Raw genomic sequence first — 24,076 nt, forward strand, 5'->3', positions numbered from 1 at the left:
GCAAGTCTATTGGTAGGATTGAGTGGAACTGGCATTATTAGCCATAACTTCATTGTACTTTTATCAGTAAGGAATTTTGATGCAATCAACCATGCCGGCGGCTCTATTGGGCATTAGTGAGAAGCACTGGGCGCTACTGCTGGAAAAATATCCGCAGCATCCGTGGTTGGTTGAATATAAGACACAGGTCTTGCCACTGTTCGGCTTTAGTGACTTTATTGCCAGAAGCTGCTGGCAGGACATTGATATTTTGCAGGATCTGCTGCAAGGCAAGGGATTAGTAGAGGGCGTTCCTGACTACGACAACTTACTAAGGGCGCAGTTGCCTGCTGATGTTAATGATGAGGCGGGCCTGCATAAAGTGCTGCGTCGTTTCCGGCGTCATCAGATGGTGCGAATCGCCTGGTTGGATCTGACATCGAGGCAAAGTATTGATACGTCGTTGAAGCAGGTTTCCAAACTCGCCAATGCCCTTATTCAGAATGCCTGTGACTGGTGCTATCAGCATTTACAGGCGCGTTATGGCACCCCCATGTATCAGCAGACAGCACAACCCATGCTGGTAATTGGTATGGGAAAACTGGGGGGAGAAGAGCTGAATTTCTCCTCTGATATTGACCTGATATTTTGCTACCCCGAGCAAGGCGAAACCCTAGGGGGACGTAAAACCCTGGAAAATCAGCAGTTCTTTACCAAGCTGGGGCAGAAACTGATCAGTGCTTTGAATCAGGTAACGGCCGATGGTCAGGTTTTTCGTGTGGATATGCGCCTACGCCCATTTGGTGAAAGTGGTCCGCTGGTGATGCATTTTTCAGCACTGGAGGATTATTATCAGGAGCAAGGGCGTGAATGGGAACGTTATGCCATGGTCAAAGCCAGGGTGATTAACCCTGTCGTCCCCCATACCGATGATCTAAAAGCCATTTTGCGGCCATTTGTGTTTCGTCGCTATATGGATTACTCCGCCATCGAAGCTCTGCGTAATATGAAGCGCCTGATTAGCCAGGAAGTGCGTCGTCGACAACTCACCGACAATATAAAGCTGGGGGCTGGTGGCATTCGGGAAGTGGAATTTATTGTTCAGGCCTTTCAGCTGATTCGTGGCGGCCGGGAGGCGGCATTGCAGCAACCGGGTTTGTTTCAGGTGCTTGAAGAACTCAAATTACGGCAATGGCTGGCAGAGGAAGATGCAGACAGCCTGGGTGCAAGTTACCGCTTTCTGCGCAAGGCGGAACATCACCTGCAACAGTTTAACGATGCGCAAACTCAGACACTGCCAGATAACGACATTGACCGCCAGCGTTTGTGCCTGGCCATGGGATACCCTGACTATCAGAGTTTTTGCCGGGCCCTTGAACAACATATGCAGACTATCCATGGCCAGTTTCAGGAACTGATTGGTGACGAAAACGAGCAAGGGGCCGATGAACAGATCAGTGAGTTGCAGGATTTATGGAACCTGCCGCTGTCAGATGGCGAAGCGCTGACTTTACTGCAAAATCTGTTGCAAACGACTGTTGCCGAAGCCTTCTGGGCAGAGCTGAGGGATTTTGCCCAGGACATGCGTGCCCGCGCCATAGGGCCAAGAGGCAGGGAATCGTTGGATAAACTGATGCCCTGGGTGCTTAATGCCTGTATCAAAGACTCAAGTCAACCACAGTTGGTATTACAGCGTCTGAGCGGAGTGGTAAAAGCGGTTTGCCGAAGAACGGCCTATCTGGATTTGTTGCTGGAAAATCCTGGTGCCCTGGCGCAACTGGTCAGGTTGTGCAACGCCAGTCCCTGGATTGCCGAACAGATTGGTCGTTTCCCTATCTTGCTGGATGAGTTACTTAACCCTCAGCATTTGTATCAACTTGCGCCGCTGGATGGTTACTTTAACGAATTACGCCAGTTTATGCTGCGTATCCCTGAACAGGATTTAGAAGCCCGCATGGAAGCCATGCGGCAATTTAAATTGGGGCAACAACTGAAGATCGCCGCCGCTGATGTCACTCATGTGCTGCCGCTGATGAAGGTCAGTGATCATCTGACCTTTCTGGCCGAAGCGATGATTAAACAGGTGGTGCTGGATGCCTGGCAACAGATGACGGAACGTTATGGACGTCCGGCCGGGCTAGAAGGCAGTGATTTGGGCTTTGGTGTGATTGCCTATGGCAAGTTAGGGGGGATTGAACTGGGATATGGTTCGGACCTGGATCTGGTGTTTGTGCACAATTGTGACAGCTGTGAAGATACCGATGGGCCTAAAGCCATTGAATCCCGCCAGTTTTATCTGAAGTTAGCCCAGCGGATTATGCACCTGTTTAACACCAAGACAGCCTCGGGGGATCTGTACGAAACCGATTTACGATTGCGTCCATCGGGGAACTCCGGCCTGTTGGTTTGCCATATTAACGGTTTTGCCGAATATCAGCGCGCCGAGGCCTGGACCTGGGAGCACCAGGCGTTGTGTCGCAGTCGCTTTGTGTTTGGCGATGAGACCCTGGCCAAAGCATTCAGACAAACTCGCCAGGACATACTCTGCCAGCCCCGAGATAAGCAAAAGCTGGCGCAGGACGTACGGCAGATGCGAGAAAAAATGCGCGAACACTTGCAGGTCGGACAAGGCTTTGATCTTAAACAGGGCAGTGGCGGCATCGCCGATATAGAGTTTCTGACCCAGTACTGGGTGTTGAGCGAAAGCCATCAGCAACCGGCCTTGTGCTTCTGGTCTGACAATGTGCGTATCCTTGAAAGTCTGCAACAGCATCAGATCATCAAGCCGGAATGGGCCGAGGCGCTGACCGAAGCATACCTGGCTTATCGCAACGCTGGTCACCGCTATGTTCTGGACGGTAGGAGTGCCGTGGATGACAGTGGTCAGTTTGAAACATTGCGTGAACAGGTGAGGCAGATCTGGCAACAAACCCTGGGGGGATAATTTATCTGCGGCGAGACATGACGATCGCTACTTCAGTGAATTGGCTTTTTCAACTTCACTGCTGATGGCGGGATCAGTCGGGCTGCAAAATTGTCGCAGATAATCTGTGGGGTGATCGGTAATCACCAGTGAGCGTTGTTTAGGGCAGAAAAAGCCTTCCACTGTGCCACTGAAATTGCTGTCCACCGCGCGGGCAATTTTATTCAGGGTGCCGACGACGGTGTCGTCCACCTGAAAGTTGTTTTTAACCACAAAGTCCTGGTCCAGTTCCCATATCACCTGCATGCCTTCACTTTGCGCGTAGTCAGTGATGATTTCCCGTAAGGTGCCACCGGCCTTAAAGGTACGGTATTTATGTTCACCTACCCATCGACCCGATACGGGCTTTTGGATGCTCTCCATGGCTTGCAGTCTGTCATTTAGTGGCGTGTCTTTATTGGACAACTCCATGACAAAGTCACTCTTTTCCTCTGGATTCGGAACCCCAGCAGAAGTACGGTATTCAGCGTAGAAATCAGACAAACCACGGGCTGGATCTTTTTTAACTGTCTGCCCCTGAGGTACAGGCGCATCTTTCTGATTTTTCTGCAGTTGAATCACCACTACAGCAATCACAATAAGCACGGCCGCCAGGCCTAACTGCCTGGCCCAGAACATACGGGAGGAAAAAGATTTCTTACTCATGTTTTGGATATTGCCACGCTTTGTTTACTCAGTATAGAGAAGTTGGATTTTCCGGTGGACGGGTTTTGTAACGCTTGTGCATCCACAAATATTGCTCAGGCGCCATCATAACTAACTCTTCCACTTTACGATTTACCCTTGCCACATCTTCTTTATCGTCACCTGAGGGGAAATTCTCAAGGCCGGGTAACACGCGTATTTCATAACCCTCAGCGGTACGTAAGGGCACCAGAAACACCGTTTCACAGTTTGATTGGCTGGCAAACAACAATGTACCTGTGGTGGTGGCGGCATCAGGCACGGCAAAAAAAGGCACATATTCACAACGTTTTGGGCCGTAATCCTGATCCGGCAGATACAGGCACAGCTCGCCGCTGTTGAGTGCTTTTAACATTTCACCGACACCACGCTTATGTATCATGTATTTATTGGAGCGGGCGCGGCCATGATACTGCATATATTCCATTAAAGGGTTATTGTGGCGGCGGTAAAACACCACCGAAGGGTGAACATTGCCCATTACCCGGCAGTTGAATTCGAGATTCATATTGTGAATGGCCAGTCCAAGTACGCCTTTACCTTTGGCTAAAATGGCCTGAATGTGTTCGTAACCTACCACTTTACCCAGTTTTTGCACCCGCCAGTCGGGCCACCACCAGCCCATACTGGCTTCGAACATAGCCATACCGGCGGCTTGAAAATTCTGCAAAATCAGTGCATCTCTGGCGGGTTTGTCCATCTGCGGGAAGGCCAGTTCAAGGTTGCGCTCCGCTACCCGCCTGCGCGATTTCACCGCTTTGTGCAACAAACGACCAATGGCTTTGCCTAGTGTCAGCTGCAGCCGATAAGGCAACCAGGAAATTAAGTAAAGCATGCCAATACTCAACCAGGTCAGCCAATATCTGGGATGAAAGAAACTTAATTGGAAACGGGGAGCTTTAACCTGCACTGCAAGACCATGTGAAAAAGTTTGCCGCATTCTAGCCTAATTTTTTCCAGTCCGACATCGGACCGCCTGGCTTTACCCTGTGGTACAATCCGCGCAGAAATATAAGTGGACTGTAAGTAATGAATATTCCTGATTTTTCCAAAGCACGGGTGTTGGTGGTAGGCGATATTATGCTGGACAGATATTGGTCTGGTTCTACGGCGCGTATCTCGCCTGAAGCACCTGTGCCTGTGGTCAGGATTGGTCAAAGCGAAGATAGGCCAGGTGGTGCAGCTAACGTGGCTCTTAATCTGGCGGCACTTGGCGCTACGGTGACATTGGTGGGTATGACCGGCGACGATGATGCCGCCGCCGTGTTGACGCAAAAACTTACCTCTATGGGGATTGATTGTGCGTTTGAGTCAGTGCCCGGGTTGGACACTATTACTAAGCTGAGGGTACTGAGCCGCAATCAACAGTTGATTCGGCTGGATTTTGAGCAAAGTTTTGCCGAGGTAGGCAAAGCGGCACTGTCAGCCAGGGTTGAGCGTCTGCTGCCACAACACGATCTGTTGCTGTTGTCCGATTATGACAAAGGTAGCCTCAGTGAAGTGGCTGAACTCATCGCATTGGCCAAAACTGCTGGTATTCCTATCGTGGTGGACCCCAAAGGAAGTGATTTTGCCAAGTATCAGGGCGCCAGCTTGCTGACCCCCAATATGAGTGAATTCCAGCATATAGTTGGGCACAGTCAGACCGAAACACAGCTTGTTGATAAAGCTCAGCAATTGCTGGAGAAATTACAACTGGAAGCGCTGCTGGTGACACGTTCTGAACAGGGGATGACACTCATCTGCCCCGGCAAGAGCGAGCTACACTTACCAGCTAAAGCCAAAGAAGTGTATGACGTCACCGGTGCCGGCGATACAGTGATTGCCACTCTGGCGGCTTCTGTCGCCGCAGGGTGCAGTTGGGCCCAGGCTTGTATGCTGGCCAATGCGGCGGCAGGTATCGTGGTGGGCAAATTAGGTACATCCACCGTCAGTCGTTCAGAACTTGCCATGGCGGTGGCCGAGGAACAGGACGTTGGGCGCGGTGTGATGACACAGCAGCAAATGCTGCTGGCTGTGCAGGCGGCCAAAGCTCGGGGCGAGAAAGTAGTCATGACCAACGGCTGCTTCGACATTTTGCACGCCGGTCACGTCTCTTATCTGGAAAATGCTGCTAAATTGGGCGACAGATTAATTGTGGCGGTCAATGACGACGATTCGGTACGCCGTTTAAAAGGTGAGGGCAGGCCGGTAAACCGGGTTGACAGACGCATGTCAGTACTGGCCGGCCTGGCTGCGGTGGATTGGGTATTCTCATTCAGTGAAGATACCCCGCAACGGGTGATTACTGAGCTTTTGCCCGATGTGCTGGTTAAAGGTGGCGACTATCGCGTCGAGCAGATTGCCGGCGCGGCGCAAGTGCTGGCCAATGGCGGCGAAGTCAAGGTGTTAAACTTTGAGGATGGCGTATCGACGACCGGTATCATTCGCCAAATCACCGATAGCCAGAAAGGCGGTTAATATTAGGGAGTGTTTATCTTTGTTCATTGCTTATGCAGTCGACCCAAGTCTTGGCAGACAACGGCAAATGCGTGAGGTTTAATGGGCCTAAATAAACGAATTTGTGGGCAGGATGGCGCGATTTGGACTACTGCCCGAAGGGGGGAGCTAAAATTGCCTATTACTGTGTTATCGGCGACTTATTTGGATGGCCAAACGGCGTGACCGCCGCCTTGTCCCAGACAATTTTCGCTTCCAACATAAGTAATGAACAAAGGTAAACACTCCCTGGCAGGCATCGCCTGCTTTTTTATGAGCTGATAATACGTTCTGTAATGCTCTAATCTGCTCCGCTTTTTTATTCAATGCGGTGACAAGTATAGTATTTGCTTGTTTTTGGAGCAGGCTTTAGCATTAGAGCATCAAGTCACGGGGACGTGATGGGTAATTATTTGAGCGGATTTATTAATGTACGAAAGCTTCTACGGACTTAGCGCCAAACCCTTTCAACTGACTCCCGATCCTAGTTTTTTCTTTGCCAGTAAGTGGCACAAACGAGCCCTTTCCTATCTGGAATATGGTCTGGCCCAGGCGGAAGGCTTTATCGTCATTACGGGTGGCATAGGGACAGGTAAAACCACCATAGCCAATAGCCTGCTGGAAGAAATTCAGGGAGATATCTTTGCTGCACAAATCGTAACGCCCAAATTGTCTCCGGATGAACTGGTAAAAATGGTGGCCAGTAAGTTTGAATTGAATGTCGAGGGTAAATCTAAAGCAGATATTCTTAAGGATCTGGAGAAATTTTTATTTCAATTGCATCAACAAGGTAAACGCGCCTTATTGTTAGTGGATGAGGCGCAAAACCTGCCACTGGAAACGATCGAAGAGCTGCGTATGCTGTCTAATTTCCAGGCCAAAGGTAAACCTTTGCTGCAAAGCTTTTTGCTTGGTCAGGAAGAGCTGCAACCTATTTTGCGCGCACCGAATATGGAGCAATTCAGACAGCGCATTGTGGCGTCTTGCCACCTTTCTCCGCTAACTGATAGCGATGTTCGCCGTTATATTGAATTTCGCTTACAGCATGCTGGCTGGCGTGGTGCCTCGCTTTTTACTGAAGGTGCTTATCAAAAGATCTTTGAGTTCACCCAAGGGGTACCGCGCAAAATTAATACCTTAACTGACCGTATTCTGTTGTATGGATTTCTGGAAGAACTACAAGAACTGGATGAGAATGCGGTAGAAGCCGTGGTTAATGAAGTGGCGGATGAGATGTTTATTCAGCCCCCGGCTCCCGTGGCTGACAACAGCCCTATTCGGGAAGCAGACGGCACAGTTGCTGTCGGTGATGCGAGCAAAGATATTAAATACTATAAAGATATGCTCAAAGAACTGACCGACGCATTGGATGATGCCATCAACCAAAAAGTTAAATTAACCCGGTATATCGATAAGTTGCTAAAAAAGAAATACAAGACCTATGTTCGCCTGAAGTCAGATGAAGAATGACTAATTTTGCCTTGTTCCTATGAGGGCAACAGGCCCTAAATGGAACTGTTTTAAATTTGCACAATCCAAGTTTATACATTAATGCTTATTGCTGGGTATTAATGGCACGAAAACAATAAAAAGTGAATTAGCTGGTTATTCAAGGGGAAGTGCATGAAAGGGTCAGATATGCTTGAACCTGGTTTCAAGCTGAGAAAGCCATCAAGAAGACAGGCCTATTACCATGGTAAATATCACCGTGAGCTATTGATGATAGGCCTGTTGCTGGTTGCGTTGACAGTTTTGATTTAGAACCTGTAGATGTAATTCAACGTAAGTCGCGTATCTTCAAGGTTGCGTGAGACGTCTTCTGCTTCTCTTTCCAGATAGCGTAGTGTTAGAGACAGATTTGCCGCTTTACTGACATTTCTATTCAATGTCACACTATAACGGCGAACTTCCTGCCCGTAGCTTCCCTCGATACTATCTGTTCTTACATAGCTGTTGGCCAGTTTCAGGTCAGTTCGGCCTCCTAACTTATAGGTGGCGGATAATTCTAACGATCTATTGCGTTGTGATCTGCTACTCTCCAGATAATCCATATAACCATAGTTGTAATTCAGGTTGATAAGAAGTTTGCTGCGATTATAACCGAGATTAAAATAAGCATTTTCACGTAAAATAATTTCATCCGTCAGTTCCTGGCGCAAAGTGGGGATATTGACCTGCACTTCATCCGGTTTGGGTTCATAGCCGGGTGAATCCGGGAAGAAACACCCACTGCCATCCACACTGCCCTGAGGGCAGACCAACACCAGCGGATCGCCGGGTACTAATTGTAGCTGGGAGTAACTGGTCAGCCCCTTGTTATAGCCTAAACGCGTTCGCCAAGTACGATTATTGTGGTTGAGGCTAAGATTATAATTATCGCCAAAAAAGCGCTTATCGTAGCTGGCTTGTACAGCTGTGCGGCTACTAAATGGCCAGCTGAGGTCAACTCCAACGTAATTGCTCTCGTTGTTGAGCTGTTTAAACTTGTTGTATGTAATGCCAATATAGCGTCCGCTATCCTTTCGCCATTCCAATCCCGCCCCATAACTTTTCGAATCGACGTTATTAGGGCCGGCACCGTTACTTACACCTTCATTATCATAATCTGAGCCTACCGCAATAATGTGCCAGTCTTGATAGAGTGCAAAGCCTAACCTGGCTTGCAGGCTGCGTCTGGTGAAATCATCTTGGCCTGACCTTTTAGTTTCCAGATGGTCGCCGGACAGGGTCCAATATAACTGCTTAATCGCATGCCCCTGATAGATACTTGCGTTGAAGTTCAGGTTGTCGCTGTTCAGATCACCATCTGGATTAAAGCTGGTGGGATTGTTCTGTGTTCTTGATTCACCCACCTGGGCTCGCAGGCTTACCCCTACATAATCAGGTCGCTTGGGCGTAAACGAAAGTGATGCATTATTGCTCTGTACAGTACTTAGTTCTTCAGCATTCAGGATTGGGTCGGTCAGACCAGCGTCACCTGCGAAGGATGCCCTGTGTGTTCGGCTGCTTTGCGCATTGAACTGTATGCGTTGGTCCCACAGACCTAGATTGGAATTGAAATTTACATCGGTAAAGCTCTTATCCAATTCGCTGCTGTTTTTACTCTGCAAAACGCTGGTATTTTTTAGCGTAAGTGCAGCCTTTAGTGCTCTACTCGTATAGCTTGTCCGTAAAGATGGTTCAAGCATAAGCGCATTGTTATTTGTATGCTCACCATCAAGAGGATACTCCGTTTTATAGGTAACAACTGAAGCACCCATTGTGGGCTTAACCTCCAGATCGGCTCCCTGACTGGCCAAAGGATGCAAAACCAGAGCGCAAGCCAAGCTTATGCGCTTCATTCATTCGCCTCCAGTTTGCGATGATAATAGTAGCCATAGCCGTAGTCATCCCGTTTTGAACGCTGAGCCTTATTAACAATGAAGCCCTTGGCCATATCAGGGTTCAGGGCTTCAATGGCTGTTTGGATGTCAGTTAGCTTGGTGCGCCCTTCCTCAACAACAATAACCGCCTGTCCAGCTAAATTAGCTAGTATAGCGGTCTCGTTAACGCCTAGCATGGGCGGTGTATCGAATATCACCACACGATCTGGGTAGCGGGTGGCGAATTCCTGCACTGTCTCCTGCATTTTTTCACTGGCCAGCAACTCGGTGGAAAGGTGGTGTGATTTACCTGCAGGGATAATCCGCAACGTGTCTATATTGGTGTGATAGATGACGTCTGCTACATCCTCCACCTCACCGAGTAGATACTCCATTAAGCCGTTAGGTGTTCTTTGCTTTAATGTGCGCATAACATTTGGACGAAGGACATCCGCATCAACCAGCAGTACTGTTTTGTCTTGTTCCAGAGCAATACTCAATGCCAAATTGATAGCATTGTAGGTTTTACCTTCATGCGGATTGCAACTGGTTACCATCAAGATGTTGGGGTTGGTTAATGTACTGGCTAAAGGACCAAATGCATTATTCAGAACCTTACGCTTGATAGTGCGAAATTCTTCATTAATTTTGGTACGGGCCGAAGAGGAAGACACAAAATTATTTTCATCCAGCGCCAGGTCGAAGATCACCTTATCCTTATCTCCACTGTCCGTTTTTTGTGAATGAGGGGGAAGGGGGGATTCAGTGCTGGCAGACGGGCTTACTGCACTATCAGCCTGGGGCGATGATAGTGCTTTCTCCTTGGCCAATTCTGCCAATCTGGCTTCCTCGGCTTTTTTACGCTGCAATGCCTTTTCAATGGTACTCATAGCAATCCCCCGAACAGTTGTTTGGGGAAACCGCCGTATACAGCTTCAATCCAAACCAATGCCACATAACTGAACATAAGCACGGATGAGGACATGGCAAAAATTAACATACGCTGTCTGTTTTGTTTATTTAACTTGTCAGCATTCCGATGTGACACCAAGCCCAGTACCGGCGTTTTAAAGTGTTCCACTAGTTGCCGGTAGTTGACTACCACCGGGTTAATCTGGCTAATCAAAAATGCGATACCCAAGCCTGTACTAAAACCGGCTATTAGCACGACAGAGTATAGCGCAATACGCATTGGTCCTGATGGCTTGGTAGGTAGAAGAGGTGGGTCGATAACACGAAATTGTACATCATCAGAAGTGGCTTCCGCTTTTCTTGAAAGCTGTGCTGATTCTCGGCGCTGCAACAGCTCTTCATATTTGGCTTTAGTAATACCATAGTCGCGGTTAAGGCCGGTCAATTCAGCTTCCAGCTCCGGAATGAGGTTGATTTTTTCTTCCAATCTATTCACGTTATTCTGGTAGTTTTCTACTCTGACTTGAATAGAGGCTATTTCGCTCTCCAGATTGGCCACAGTAATCTTCATCTGTTGGTAGACTGGATTCTGATTCAGATTGCCGAACTGATTATAAGTACCTGTTGTCTGAGCGGTTTCGCTCATGCTTTCAAGTTGTTCCCTGCGCTCACTTTTTAGTCTGTCTATCAGCGCCTTTGTTTTGACGACATCCGGATGTTCATCGGTATAGCGAATCAGTAAATCGTCCAGGCTACTTTCCAAATTTGCGATTCTGCTATCATATTGTGTGCTGATACCTGAGCCGGGATTGTCAGACATCTCGGGGGAAGCCAGGCCAAATACCGGTTCTTCTCCTTTAAGCTGTGCCTGGGCAGAGACGAGTTGAGATTCCAGTTCTTTCAATCTCAATTTTGCCTGTTCCAACAAGGCTCTCTCACTTTGCAGTTGAGCATAATAGTCATCATTGCCACCCGGCAGTACTTGCTGCCTGGAGCGTTTGAAATCTGCCAGCCGTTGTTCAGATTCAAGCAGTCGTTGCTCATACTCCTTTATTTGCCGATCGATAAATTCTTCGGCCGAATCACTGCTTTGTCTGGTGCTGCCCAAGTTGGACTCAATAAATTCGTTGAGTGTAATTTGTACAATTCGTTGCGCCAATGCAGGGGTGTTAGACGTATAGCTGATTGTATAGATGTTTGCGTCACGGGTACTACTTAAACTAATTTCTTTACGCAGCTTATCGATCATTGCTTCAAAATCTGCACTGGTTTTTGCAGAGATATCCAGATCCGCCTCCCTAGCAATTTTTTCCAAATTGGGTCTGCTGAGTAAGGTGCGAGCTACCAGACTAACTTGCTGCTCTGGATTGTTGTAAACCGCCAATCCGCGTAAAAGAGGACGAAGTAAGCTGTTTGTGTCGACATACACCCTTGCTGATGATTCATAGGTGTCTGGCAGTGATACGACAAACAACCATCCTAAAGGGCATATTAGCCACGAAGAAATAATGACATAGCGTTTTTTAATCCAAATGCCCTTTAAATAGGTTTGGATTTGGTCAATAACCTGTTGAAAACCAATCATACTTTTTACTGCTTAGTAGTACTTAGAACCACGCTTCGGGGATAATCAGAATATCACCGGGTAGCAGGTCAACGTTTTCAGAAATTTCACCTGATTTGATCAGAGAGTCCAGGTAAACCGAATATTCCATCTGTTTTCCATCTACCACCCTGATAAGCTTAGCGCTATCACCTGAGGCAAACTCAGTCAGGCCACCTACTGCTATCATTAGGTCCAGTAAGGTCATGTTTTCCTTATAGCTCACTGCCTGGGGATTGGTCGCTTCACCTATGACTCTGACCTGTTCACTAAAGGGACCTGAAAATCCTGTCATACTGACAGTCACGATAGGATCACGAATATATTTGGACAGAACTTGCTCTAATTCCCGAGCCAGTGCGGAAGGGGTTTTGCCTGAAACTTCGATATCCTCGACTAATGACGTGGTGATCTTACCGTCCGGACGCACGACAAACGAACCTGAGATTTCTGGGTTACGCCAGACAAAAATCTGTAAGTTGTCACCTGGCCCTATCAGATAATTATAATTATCAATTGAAGTTGTCAGCGAGGCGTGAGTGGAAGCTGGCGGCAGCTTTTGTACGCTACAGGCTGAAACAAAAGTGGCGATTAAAAAGGTCAACGCTAGCTGTGTGGCTTTAATGGCGTTCATGTCAGTCATATTCCTTACTTATGGACTTCGTAGACTTAAGTCTGGCAAAACTATCTGTTTTCGCATTAACATGTAGGCATATAATGCAATGACAAAAAAAGTTAGTCTATCCCTAAACCTTTTTTTAGTCTGACTTCTTTGTGGTAATAATATAAAAAAATAAAGGAACGATTTCGTGAAGGCAGCCAATCGGCGTCAATCTAAACGCTCAAATATATTGGTTTTATTGGAAGGAGCGCTGATTGCTTACCTCGCCTATGTAGCCAATACTTTGATTTTACAGGTTTCTCAGCAGCCTGCTTCGTCTGCCAATAAGTTGGCTTTTAATATCTTACTCTTTACCTTTTTGGTTTTGGTCTCCGCTTTGTCGGTGGGGCTGTATGAACCGAAACTGCGCGAAACCTTTCGCGGCATTATTCGGCGTATTTTTGTGTGTGTTGCCCTTAGTTATTTCGTCATGGAGTTGATTACCAGTACCTTTCTTATCGAATTGTCATTACATCCCTATTACCTGCCAACTGCTTCCGGCCTGGTGATTCTGGCCCTGGTGCTATTTCGTTATTTTTCAAACCGCCTGGGTTTGCTGGGGTTGGGCAAAGTCCGGTTAATTGTACTGGGTGCTGGTGAGCGGGCATCCATAATTGAAAAACGTATGCGCAGGGAAGTGGACAGAATAGGCTTCGAATTAGTGGGCTTTATCCCTATTCCCGGTGATGATCGCAGTAGTGGTATCCAGGCTGAGAAACTTGTTCATGTCAAAGTGGATGAGAACTTCCGCGATTTTCTGCTGGAAAATGACATAGAGGAAGTGGTGATTGCCTGTGACCAGCGCAGAGGAACACTCCCCATCGAAGTCTTGTTTGACTGCAGAATTCGGGGTATTGAGGTTGTGGATATTCTGGATTTTATGGAAAGAGAAACAGGCCAGATAGTGGTTAACCTGATTTATCCGAGCTGGGTCATTTATTCCAACGGTTTCTCCAGCCAGAATTATCTTCGCGATATGCTGGATTACGGGATGAATGCGTTTTTTGCCTTGCTGGTGTTGGCTTTCACCTGGCCTTTTATGCTGCTTACTGCCCTGTTAATTTATATTGAAGACGGCTTTCGCACCGGTGCCTCGGTGTTTTATAAGCAGGATCGGGTTGGTTTAAACGGCAAAATGTTCAAGATTATCAAGTTCCGTAGCATGCGGCCCGATGCCGAAAAAGATGGGGCAAAGTGGGCCACGCAGGGAGACAGCAGGGTCACACGGATAGGCAATATCATTCGTAAATACCGAATCGACGAATTGCCGCAGCTATGGAATGTGCTGAAAGGTGAAATGAGTTTTATTGGGCCTCGCCCTGAACGTCCGGAATTCGTTGAACAACTGATAAAGCAGATTCCTTATTACAATCAGCGTCACAATGTAAAGCCTGGGCTGGCCGGATGGGCGCAGTTAAATTATCCCTATGGCGCCAGTGTCGAAGACTCCATGGAGAAACTGAAGTTTGACCTTTATTACGTTAAACATCAGAGCCTGCTGTTGGACATTTTGATCCTGATACGCACGGTCGAGGTGGTGTTGTTTGGGAAGGGACGATAGATGAAGGATCTGCATACCTGCCTCAACGCTATGACCGTCGATGTGGAAGATTTCTTCCACGTGTCGGCCTTCGACAAAATTATCAAGCCCACGGATTGGGAGAATTTTAATCCGAGAGTGGACAACAACACGCGCCGATTGCTGGATATTTTTGCCCGGCATGGCGTGAAGTCTACCTTTTTCGTGCTGGGCTGGGTGGCGGAGCGCTATCCACAACTCATTAAAGAGATTCATGCCCAGGGGCACGAAATCGCCAGTCACGGATACGCGCACCGCCGGGCCAGTGAACAGAGCCGTGAAGAATTCAAGCAAGATGTTGTGCGTTCCAAACAGCATTTGGAAGATTTACTTGGCGAGGCCGTGATCGGCTACCGGGCGCCAAGCTTTTCTATTGGTTATAGCAATGAATGGGCATTTGAAGTGCTTGTCGAGCTGGGGTTTGTTTATAGTTCAAGCACTTACCCTGTGAAACATGATCTTTATGGCACTCCTGACTGGCCGAGGTTTGCCTACAACCGACCGGAAAACATTATTGAAATTCCCATCCCGACGCTGAAGATGTTCGGGCGTCAGGTGCCGATTGGGGGAGGGGGGTATTTCCGTCTTTATCCATACGGCATGACGCGCCATTTGGTGAGGAAATATCTGGAGAAAGAGAAGCAGCCCTACTCATTTTATTTTCACCCCTGGGAAATTGATGCCGATCAGCCGAGGCTGACACAGGCATCGGCAAAATCAAGATTTCGTCATTATGTCAATCTGCAGCATACCGAAGCTAAGCTGGAAAGGCTGCTGCAGGATTTTAACTGGTCAACCATGAAGGACGTATACGGGGTCAATGCGTGATTGAAGTTAAGCGTTTTGCAGGTGATCCTCGGGTTGCTGCTGACTGGGATAGTTACGTTGAGGGTTGTGAGTCTGCCAGCTTTTTCCATTTAAGTGGTTGGCTTAAGGTTAATGAGCAGGTTTACGGCCATAAAGGGCATTATTTATATGCCAGTGATGGTCAGCGCATTGTTGGGGTACTGCCGTTAGTTGAACAAAAAAGTCGCCTGTTTGGCCACGCACTGGTTTCCACACCTTTTTGTGTTTATGGCGGTGTGGCGGCCGATACGAATGAAGTTCAGGTTGCTTTGGAAGACGCTGCAATCGCATTAGCTGAGCAACTTGGTGTGGGTTATTTGGAGCTCCGCAACAAAGTGGCCAGCAGCCATCCTAAGCTGGTGGAAAAGTGCGCGCATTCCTTCTTTGCCTGGCCGTTAGCCGATACGCCAGAAGCGATTCTGGCCGGAGTAAAGAAAAAGCAACGAGCTGTGATTCGCCACTCTCTGAATGCCAATTTGAGTTTCCGTGTAGACGGAGATACACGCACTGCTTACGACATATACTCCGAAAGTGTGCGAAATCTCGGAACACCTGTATTTCCCAGCAAGTATTTCCAGGCACTGAAAGCAATTTTTACAGAACGCTGTGATGTATTGACCGTGGAGCATCAGGGCAAAGCGGTTTCCTCGGTTTTGAATTTTTATTTTCGCGATCAGGTCTTGCCATATTACGGTGGTGGCCTTCCTCAGGCCCGGGACTTGAAAAGTAATGACTTTATGTATTACCAACTGATGTGCTTGGCACAACAGCGGGGCTATGGGTATTACGATTTTGGTCGCAGTAAGGATGATTCAGGGGCTTATCAATATAAGAAGCATTGGGGTATGGAGCCTGTGCCTTTACACTATCAATTCTATTTGGTGAAAGCGGCCGAATTGCCCAATCTGAGCCCTAACAATCCCAAGTATCAATTCTTTATTAAGGCCTGGCAAAAACTGCCACTTTGGCTGAGTCGTGCCTTAGGGCCCATGCTGTCTAAATATCTGGGGTAAGGCCGATGAGCAAGGAGCCATTGCTATTTTTGTGTCACCGTATTCCCTATCCGCCAAACAAAGGGGACAAGATTCGTTCCTTTAATATTCTCAAAGAATTGAGTCAACACTACGACATTCACCTGGGGAGTTTGGTGGACGACCCGCACGACTGGCAATATCAGGATGTTCTGAACAAGTACTGCAAAGATGTTTTTCTGCGGCCACTCTCGCCTCTGTGGGGAAAGCTTAAAGGCCTGTTTGGTATGTTGCTGGGGAAGCCGATTTCATTGACCTACTTCCACGACAGGCAGTTACAAGCCTGGGTAAGCCGCAAGCTTGCTGGCAGAGATATTCGTAAAGTATTTCTATATAGCTCGGCCATGTGCGGCTATGTGGAAAGTCAGGCAGACTTGCACAGGGTGGCGGATTTTGTCGATGTGGATTCCGATAAATGGCGCCAGTATGCAGAAAAAGCCACGAACCCCCTGATGAAAGCAGTATATAGATTTGAAGCCAAAGCTCTGGCCGCCTATGAGCAGCGCATCACCCAGGCGTTTGATGCGGTGAGTTTTGTCTCAGGCGAGGAAGCGGGTTTTTTTGCCCGGACCTTGCCCGCTGAGTCTGCCAACAAGGTGTTTGCATTCCCCAATGGGGTGGATACCGAGTTTTTTAATCCAAGTCTTGTCTCCACGTCCCCCTTCAATTCGCCTTATTTAGTGTTTACCGGCGCCATGGATTACTGGGCTAATGTAGACGCGGTTGTCTGGTTTGCCAGCAAAGTATGGCCTGCTATTCACAAGCAGCATCCGCAACTGCAGTTTGCCATAGTCGGGGGTAATCCTACCGACAAAGTTAAACAACTGGCAAATACAGCCGGTGTTGTGGTAACCGGCAGAGTCGAAGATATCCGCCCTTATATCACGCATGCGCTTTTTGCAGTGGCACCGCTGCGTATTGCCAGGGGGATTCAGAATAAGGTGCTGGAAGCCATGGCCTTGAATAAAACTGTGGTGATGACACAAATGGCCGCCGAAGGCATACAGCTTCCATCAGGCCAGCTTCCGCTGATACATGACGAAGCCAATGCGTTTACAGACTGTTGTCTTCAACTGTTGAATAGCCCTGAGAAGGCGCAGGAGACGGCACTGGAGAATCTACATTGGATTCGTACCCATTACCAATGGCAAGCTGTGATGGACAAGCTGATAGAGAAGTTAAATGATGCGTAGTCTGAAACCTGGCCATCAGTTGTTGGCGTTGATGTTGTTGGTGTTTGGCCTGTGGCTGGCACTCTTTTTCCCTACCATTAAAGACGCAGTATTGATTTGGGAGAGATCCGAAACATACGCCCACTGTTTCTTGATTTTCCCAATTTGTGTATATCTTATACGGCGCAACTGGTCTCAATTGGCTGAACAGGTCATTGAACCAAGTGCAGTTGCCCTCATTCCCATAGTAGGTGTGCTGATTTTATGGTTGATGGGCAATCTTGTGCATGTGGCGGCGGTGGAGCAGCTTACAGCATTTGCATTGTTACCACTGTTCTATTGGCTGATACTGGGTAAAGCAGTTTGCCGGGCAATGCTATTTGTTTTGTTCTTCTGGATGTTTAGCGTCCCAGAAGGGGAATTTTTAATTCCCCGATTGCAAGACGTGACGGCTGATATAACTGTGATTGCATTGCGTCTCAGCGATATTCCAGTTTTTCGTGAGGGGCTTTATATCGCAGTGCCAGGCGGGTTATTTGAAGTGGCAGTTGCCTGTTCAGGTATTCGCTATTTAATTGCTTCCTTTTCCTTGGGCACATTGTACGCTTATCTAACATATAGCAAATGGTACAAGCGATTCATCTTTATTGTTTTTGCTTTGCTATTGCCTATTCTGGCCAATGGGATTCGAGCTTATGGCATAGTGATGATTGCCTATTTGTCTGATATGAAGCATGCCACTGGTGTTGATCATCTGGTTTATGGTTGGTTGTTCTTCGGCGTGGTGATTTTCATCATGTTCAGTATCGGCAATATCTGGCGGGATCCTGACAGACCGCTTGACGTAACAAAACAACCTGCCCCTTTGAAAGCTGAAACAGTCAAGCCTTTTTGGGCCATGCTGGCTGTCTGTTTCTTGTCTACTGCTACCTTTTTTTATGCGAGGTGCGCCAGTCAGACCGAGCCACAATCTTCGCCTGATTTTACCCGGCTTATCCCTGTAGAATATGATGAGGCAGCGGATGCCAGTTGGCATCCTCAGTTTCATAATGCCACGCTGGAGTACTCGGGGCTGCATCCCAAAGGCGCGTTATTTATTGTCTTTTACGATACATCGGAACCAGACAAGGAACTGATAAACAGCAAAAACTCGCTTTACAATCACAGGTATTGGTCAATTGTCAGCAGTCAAAGCTACAGGGACTATGCTTTGCTGGAGATAACCAACACAGCCGGACAGCGCAGACTATTGGCTCAAAGCTATGTAACTCCTTGGGTACAGACTCCTGAGATACTGAACGTTAAATTGTCTCAGGCCTTACAGGCAATGGTGGGGCAGACCCAATCGGGTATGGCCGTGGTTTTATCGACAACAGTTAGTAGCGAGACAGAGAAAGTCAGGTTCAGACAACAAGCAGAGAGTTTCTTTAAACAAGATTTCAGAGAGTTCCTCAATGACTGAGAAGAAACGTCATATCGCCCATGTGATCTATCGATTTGACACGGGGGGACTAGAAAATGGTTTGGTGAATCTTATCAATAGTCTACCGGAGCATGAATACCAGCATAGCATTGTTACCCACAAGGGGGCGAATCCTGATTTTGCCAAGCGGGTTACCGTCAAGAACGTCAGATACTATGATCTGAATAAAGGTGAAGGAAATGATATTGGCGTGCTATGGCGTTTAAACCGACTTTTGAAACGGCTTAATCCCGATGTTTTACATACACGCAATTTGGCGACACTAGAAGGCCAGTTGGTCGGATGGTGGAGAAAAATACCGCTGCGCATCCATGGTGAACATGGATGGGGAGTAAACGACTTGGGTGGTGTTAATATAAAATATCAGCGCCTTCGTAGGTTATTTCGACCCTTTGTTCACCAATATGTCGCGTTGTCTGCAGAAGCAAAAGAATACCTTCTGGATAAAATAGGCGTCACGGCCTCAAAAGTAGCGCACATATGTAACGGTGTGGACACCGAACGTTTCGCTTCGACTCAAAGGTTGCATACACCTTTACCGGAAATTTTTTTACCGCAGGATTGTGTTGTTTTCGGCACGGTGGGGCGACTCGCTGAGGTGAAAAATCAAGCCTATCTGATTGATGCCTTTGCTGAACTGCTGAAAATGCTTCCTTCCCACCGTGACAGGATTGCATTGATGCTGGTCGGGGATGGTGTAACACGAATTCGGTTGCAGAAAAGGGTAGTTGAAACAGGTATTGAGGATCGGGTCTGGTTTGCAGGAGATCGGGCTGATGTGCCAGCACTAATGCAATCGATGGATGTGTTTGTTCTGCCTTCTTTGGCTGAAGGTATCTCTAATACGGTTTTGGAAGCTATGGCCACTGGCTTGCCGGTGTTGGCGACCAATGTAGGGGGAAACCCTGACTTAATTATGCCTGAGTATGTGCGGGACCATCTCGTCCCGGTCGGAGAACCGCAACGATTGGCTGAAATGATGGCGAGATATGCGCTGCAGCCACAGTTGGCTGAATCCGATGGTTACCAGATTCAAGCATATTGTCAGAGCCGATTTAGCCTGGCATCTATGGTCGCTAAATATCATGCAATATATCGTCAAGTGGATAAGGATTAGGCTGTATGTGTGGCATCGCTGGGATAATGAATTTAAATGACAACACGGGCCCGGACCCGCTGATCCTGAAGAGGATGAATGACATTCAGCAACATAGGGGGCCGGACGCTGGAGACTATTTTTATGATGGCTGTGTAGGTCTGGCGCACCGCCGTTTATCCATTATAGATTTAGAGGGTAGTCCACAACCTATGCTTAGCGCATGTCGACGGGCATGTGTCGTGTTCAATGGCGAGATCTATAATTTCAAATCTCTGCACCAGGAACTGACTGCTAAGGGCTATAAATTCAATACCTTGGGAGATACCGAGACCATACTTAATGCTTACCTGGAATGGGGAGAAGACTGCGTGCAGCATTTACGCGGTATGTTCGCTTTTGCCATCTGGGACAGGGAAAAGCAAAGGCTGTTTATGGCTCGCGATCGTATAGGGATTAAACCGTTTTTCTATTCACTGTTGCCTAGCGGCGAGTTTTTGTTTGGTTCGGAACTGAAGGTGCTTACTCAGCATCCACTGTTTAACCGTAGGTTACGAGATAGCACTATTGAGGATTATTTCACCTTTGGTTACATACCTGAGCCTTATACTATATATCAAAACAGCTTTAAGCTTTCTCCTGGTCATACACTGACGCTTGAAAAGGGAATGAAAGTACCTGTGCAGAAACAGTATTGGGATATTCCTACTGATTGGCAACAGCCATTGCAAGCTGCTGAGGTACAAGAACAGTTGATAGAGCGCCTGAAAGAAGCAGTGGATATTCGTCTTGTGGCCGATGTACCTTTGGGTGCTTTTCTGTCCGGTGGCGTAGACTCCAGCGGGGTGGTGGCGCTGATGTCACAGTTGCAATCCGATCCGGTCAACACCTGTGCCATAGGTTTTGATGTGAAAGCCTTTAACGAGACAGAGTTTGCGCAAATGGTAGCAGATCGATACCAAACCAATCACAGGGTGGAAACCGTCAGCGCCAGTGATTTTGATCTGATTGATAAGCTGGCCTTTTTATATGACGAGCCCTATGCTGATAGCTCGGCCATTCCTACTTACCGGGTATGCCAGTTAGCACGCAAACATGTAACAGTGGCGCTATCTGGTGATGGCGGGGATGAACTGTTTGCTGGTTATCGTCGTTACAAAATGCATCTGCAGGAAGAAAAGTTTCGCAACCTGTTGCCTCTAAGCATGAGAAAACCACTATTTGGACCTTTAGGAAGCTTTTATCCAAAGCTGGACTGGGCTCCTAAATTTTTGCGTGGTAAAACCAGCTTTCAATCTATGGCAATGGATACCGTGCAGGGATATCACAATTCCATGTCTATTTTACGCGCAGATGAGCGGGCTATATTGTTTTCAGCGGAATACCGAGCAGGGTTAAATGGTTATAGTTCGTTGGAGGTATTTCGACGTTATTCCGACAAGGTCAAACACCTAGATGCAATGAAGATTGCCCAGTATCTGGATATGAAAACCTATCTGGTGGGGGACATTCTGACTAAGGTGGACAGGGCATCCATGGCCCATTCTCTTGAAGTACGGGTGCCTATTTTAGATCACAAGTTTGTGGAATGGGCATTCAGAGCTCCGTCAGACCATAATCTTTACAACGGTATTGGAAAGTATTCTTTCAAAAAGGCATTGGAGCCACACTTGCCCCAAGATGTGCTGTATCGCAAAAAGATGGGATTCGCTGTACCTTTGGCGGACTGGTTTCGCGGACCATTGAAGGAACGGCTGTACGACGGACTATTGTCCAAACAAATGTCCGAGTCGGGTTACTTCAGTCAGACCAGGCTAAAAGGGCTGATTGATGAGCATATTGCCGGAGTGCGTGATAACAGTGCCGCTTTGTGGACTCTGATGATGTTTGAGTCGTTCTTGCGTCAACAGATGGGAGTTGGTGCATGAAAATTCTTCATGTACTCGATCATTCCATCCCTTTGCATAGTGGCTACACCTTTCGTACCCGTTCTATTTTAAAGCAGCAACATGCATTGGGTTGGCAGACCTGCCACGTCACGAGTCCTAAACATGGTGTGTTTGAGCTGGATGTGGAAGAGATTGATGGGCTTAGGTTTTACCGAACGCCGGTACCAAAAGGCTTGCTGAATAAAATCCCGGTATTGAATCAGATGGCGCTGATAGGTCCTATGCGCAAACGAATTCTACAAGTCATTGAAGCGGAGAAGCCGGATATCATTCATGCTCACTCGCCAGCACTTAATGGGATAGCCGCATTGCAGGCAGCACGCAAATCTGGACTGCCTGTAGTGTATGAAATAAGGGCGTTCTGGGAAGATGCCGCGGTAGATCACGGCACCTGTAAAGAAGGGGACTTGCGCTACCGTCTGACCCGCAAGCTGGAAACCCATGTGGCCCGCCAGGCCGATGCGGTGACTACTATTTGTGAGGGATTACGTAAAGATCTGCTGGCACGTCAAATCCCCAGTGATAAGATCACTGTGATACCCAATGCGGTCAATATTGAACAATTTAATCTGATTGCCAATAAAGACGCGGCACTTCTGACCGAGCTCGGTCTGGACGGACAGCAGGTTTTAGGTTTTATTGGCTCGTTCTATGCCTACGAAGGATTGGACCTGCTGGTCAGAGCCATGCCACAGATTCTGGCCAGCAATCCTCACACCAGGTTACTGTTGGTGGGGGGCGGTCCGCAGGAGCAACAACTGCGTCAGCTTGTCAATGAACTGGAACTGCAGGCCTATGTGCTGATGCCGGGCAGGGTGCCACATCAGGATGTATCCCGCTATTACAGTTTAGTGGATTTGCTTGTATACCCCCGCAAATCGATGCGGCTGACTGAACTGGTGACACCCCTTAAACCTTTGGAAGCCATGGCGCAGGGCAAACCAGTGTTAGCCTCAGATGTGGGTGGGCATCATGAATTAATTAAACATGGTTACAATGGATGGCTGTGTAAAAGTGACGATAGCATGGCGCTGGCAAAAGGAATTGCTGAGGTGTTTGCCAGTTTGGAAGAGCGTAGTCTAGTTATATCTCAGGGGCGGGAGTATGTTGAAAACGTTAGAAATTGGGTTAACTCTGTGGCTAATTATCAGGAAGTCTACGGAACTTTAATTAATGGCAGATAGTTCGGTGCCACTCAAAATTGTCGTTGTTGGCCCCCTACCGCCCCCTGCTGGCGGTATGGCTATGCAAACGGTGCAACTAAAGGCACTTTTGGAAGCGAGAGGGCATCTGGTTACGCTTATACCAGTGAACTCCCCTTACCAGCCATCCTTTATTGGAAAAATTCCAGTGCTTAGAGCTATGTTTCGCCTGAGCGGTTATATCATGACCTTGTTGATGTCCTTGCGAGGTCAGGATGCAGTTCATATGATGGCCAACTCAGGTTGGTCATTTCATTTGTTTGCCAAACCAGCGGTCAATATAGCGCGATTGTACCGTGTTCGAGTCATTATGAACTACCGAGGGGGAAATGCTCGTAAGTTTTTTGACCATTCCTGGAAGTTTATCAAAGGGACATTGTCTAAGGTCGATACTATTGTCGTACCTAGTGGCTTTCTGCAGTGTGTTTTCTCCGATTATAATTTTTCCACAGAGGTGGTTCCTAATATTATTGACTTACAGCGCTTCAAATACCAGCCGCCGCGGTTAAATAAAGAGCGATTGCATCTTATCGTTACCCGCAATCTGGAACCTATATATGACAACGCCACGGCAATTAGGGCATTTGGTAAGGTGCTGATCAGTTACCCTAATGCCATTCTGACAGTCGCTGGTGAAGGACCGCAGTTGTCAATGTTGAAGTCACTCACCAAGGAACTGAGTATTGCCGACAAGGTGACCTTTGTTGGACGCTTGGGACGTGAACAAATGGCTGAGTTGTACACAGATGCTGACATAATGATTAACCCAAGCACGGTTGACAACATGCCCAATTCTATTCTTGAAGCTCTGGCATCCGGTGTGCTGGTGGTTAGCACGAATGTTGGCGGTATTCCTTTTATGGTACAAGACGAAGTGGACGCTATGCTGGTTGAGAAAGGCAATGATCAGGCTATGTGCGATGCAATCAAGCATTTAATTTCAAACCCTGAACTTGCAACATCCATCGCAGAGCGAGGTCTTGAGAATGCAAAGAGATATACCGCTCAACAAGTTTTACCTAAGTTAGAAAAGCTCTATGTCGGGAGCAATTGATT

General features: G+C 47.7%; 18 protein-coding genes. 12 read left to right on the plus strand and 6 right to left on the minus strand.

Going from position 1 to position 24,076, the window contains the following annotated elements; translation table 11 throughout:
• Positions 1-79 precede the first annotated feature (79 nt).
• Positions 80-2,923 (plus strand): bifunctional [glutamate--ammonia ligase]-adenylyl-L-tyrosine phosphorylase/[glutamate--ammonia-ligase] adenylyltransferase, encoded by a 2,844-nt coding sequence (glnE, locus tag ABD028_RS18725; RefSeq protein WP_343846987.1) that lies wholly within the window; start codon positions 80-82, stop codon positions 2,921-2,923.
• Between the two features lie 27 nt (positions 2,924-2,950).
• Here the strand turns inward: glnE and ABD028_RS18730 are convergent, their stop codons facing one another.
• Together ABD028_RS18730 and lpxL are read right to left on the minus strand one after the other, a co-directional pair.
• The gene (locus ABD028_RS18730; RefSeq protein WP_343846988.1) at positions 2,951-3,607 is read right to left on the minus strand and encodes a TcpQ domain-containing protein; all 657 of its coding nucleotides are present in this window, start codon (positions 3,605-3,607) and stop codon (positions 2,951-2,953) included.
• 28 nt (positions 3,608-3,635) lie between these two features.
• Positions 3,636-4,586 (minus strand): LpxL/LpxP family Kdo(2)-lipid IV(A) lauroyl/palmitoleoyl acyltransferase, encoded by a 951-nt coding sequence (gene lpxL, locus ABD028_RS18735; RefSeq protein ID WP_343846989.1) that lies wholly within the window; start codon positions 4,584-4,586, stop codon positions 3,636-3,638.
• 89 nt (positions 4,587-4,675) lie between these two features.
• On the opposite strand from lpxL, the gene hldE reads away from it, so the two are divergent.
• Both hldE and ABD028_RS18745 read left to right on the plus strand, forming a co-directional pair.
• Positions 4,676-6,106 (plus strand): bifunctional D-glycero-beta-D-manno-heptose-7-phosphate kinase/D-glycero-beta-D-manno-heptose 1-phosphate adenylyltransferase HldE, encoded by a 1,431-nt coding sequence (gene hldE / locus ABD028_RS18740; protein WP_343846990.1) that lies wholly within the window; start codon positions 4,676-4,678, stop codon positions 6,104-6,106.
• A gap of 447 nt (positions 6,107-6,553) precedes the next feature.
• The gene (locus ABD028_RS18745; protein ID WP_343846991.1) at positions 6,554-7,594 is read left to right on the plus strand and encodes an XrtA/PEP-CTERM system-associated ATPase; all 1,041 of its coding nucleotides are present in this window, start codon (positions 6,554-6,556) and stop codon (positions 7,592-7,594) included.
• A 287-nt stretch (positions 7,595-7,881) separates the two neighbouring features.
• Here the strand turns inward: ABD028_RS18745 and ABD028_RS18750 are convergent, their stop codons facing one another.
• The 4 genes from ABD028_RS18750 to ABD028_RS18765 are packed head-to-tail and all read right to left on the minus strand — an operon-like array spanning position 7,882 to position 12,635.
• Complete coding sequence (locus ABD028_RS18750; protein ID WP_343846992.1) at positions 7,882-9,465, minus strand: hypothetical protein; 1,584 nt, start codon at positions 9,463-9,465, stop codon at positions 7,882-7,884.
• On the minus strand, positions 9,462-10,376 hold the full coding sequence (locus tag ABD028_RS18755) for an XrtA-associated tyrosine autokinase (RefSeq protein ID WP_343846993.1): 915 nt from the start codon (positions 10,374-10,376) through the stop codon (positions 9,462-9,464). The genes ABD028_RS18750 and ABD028_RS18755 overlap by 4 nt, the downstream gene beginning before the upstream one ends.
• On the minus strand, positions 10,373-11,983 hold the full coding sequence (locus ABD028_RS18760; protein WP_343846994.1) for an XrtA system polysaccharide chain length determinant: 1,611 nt from the start codon (positions 11,981-11,983) through the stop codon (positions 10,373-10,375). Before ABD028_RS18760 ends, ABD028_RS18755 begins: the two co-directional genes overlap by 4 nt.
• Before the next feature lie 22 nt (positions 11,984-12,005).
• Positions 12,006-12,635, minus strand: a complete 630-nt coding sequence (locus ABD028_RS18765) for an XrtA/PEP-CTERM system exopolysaccharide export protein (protein ID WP_343847158.1) — start codon at positions 12,633-12,635, stop codon at positions 12,006-12,008.
• A gap of 175 nt (positions 12,636-12,810) precedes the next feature.
• Here ABD028_RS18765 and ABD028_RS18770 point away from each other — a divergent pair, with 175 nt between their 5' ends.
• The 9 genes from ABD028_RS18770 to ABD028_RS18810 are packed head-to-tail and all read left to right on the plus strand — an operon-like array spanning position 12,811 to position 24,074.
• Positions 12,811-14,223, plus strand: a complete 1,413-nt coding sequence (locus ABD028_RS18770; RefSeq protein WP_343846995.1) for a TIGR03013 family XrtA/PEP-CTERM system glycosyltransferase — start codon at positions 12,811-12,813, stop codon at positions 14,221-14,223.
• Complete coding sequence (locus tag ABD028_RS18775) at positions 14,224-15,069, plus strand: XrtA system polysaccharide deacetylase (protein WP_343846996.1); 846 nt, start codon at positions 14,224-14,226, stop codon at positions 15,067-15,069.
• Complete coding sequence (locus ABD028_RS18780; RefSeq protein ID WP_343846997.1) at positions 15,066-16,100, plus strand: FemAB family XrtA/PEP-CTERM system-associated protein; 1,035 nt, start codon at positions 15,066-15,068, stop codon at positions 16,098-16,100. The genes ABD028_RS18775 and ABD028_RS18780 overlap by 4 nt, the downstream gene beginning before the upstream one ends.
• 5 nt (positions 16,101-16,105) lie before the next feature.
• The gene (locus ABD028_RS18785) at positions 16,106-17,311 is read left to right on the plus strand and encodes a TIGR03087 family PEP-CTERM/XrtA system glycosyltransferase (protein ID WP_343846998.1); all 1,206 of its coding nucleotides are present in this window, start codon (positions 16,106-16,108) and stop codon (positions 17,309-17,311) included.
• A gap of 31 nt (positions 17,312-17,342) precedes the next feature.
• A complete protein-coding gene (gene xrtA / locus ABD028_RS18790) occupies positions 17,343-18,752 on the plus strand; it encodes an exosortase A (RefSeq protein ID WP_343847159.1) in 1,410 nt (469 codons plus the stop codon).
• Entirely contained in the window at positions 18,745-19,890 is a 1,146-nt protein-coding gene (locus ABD028_RS18795; protein ID WP_343846999.1) for a TIGR03088 family PEP-CTERM/XrtA system glycosyltransferase, read from the plus strand. The genes xrtA and ABD028_RS18795 overlap by 8 nt, the downstream gene beginning before the upstream one ends.
• Positions 19,891-19,895: 5 nt before the next feature.
• Complete coding sequence (locus ABD028_RS18800) at positions 19,896-21,797, plus strand: XrtA/PEP-CTERM system amidotransferase (protein WP_343847000.1); 1,902 nt, start codon at positions 19,896-19,898, stop codon at positions 21,795-21,797.
• The gene (locus ABD028_RS18805) at positions 21,794-23,002 is read left to right on the plus strand and encodes a TIGR04063 family PEP-CTERM/XrtA system glycosyltransferase (RefSeq protein ID WP_343847001.1); all 1,209 of its coding nucleotides are present in this window, start codon (positions 21,794-21,796) and stop codon (positions 23,000-23,002) included. The genes ABD028_RS18800 and ABD028_RS18805 overlap by 4 nt, the downstream gene beginning before the upstream one ends.
• Positions 22,992-24,074, plus strand: a complete 1,083-nt coding sequence (locus ABD028_RS18810) for a glycosyltransferase family 4 protein (protein ID WP_343847002.1) — start codon at positions 22,992-22,994, stop codon at positions 24,072-24,074. The genes ABD028_RS18805 and ABD028_RS18810 overlap by 11 nt, the downstream gene beginning before the upstream one ends.
• The last annotated feature ends 2 nt before the right edge of the window (positions 24,075-24,076 follow it).

The organism is Bowmanella denitrificans (genome assembly GCF_039522935.1).
Classification (GTDB): Bacteria; Pseudomonadota; Gammaproteobacteria; order Enterobacterales; family Alteromonadaceae; genus Bowmanella; species Bowmanella denitrificans.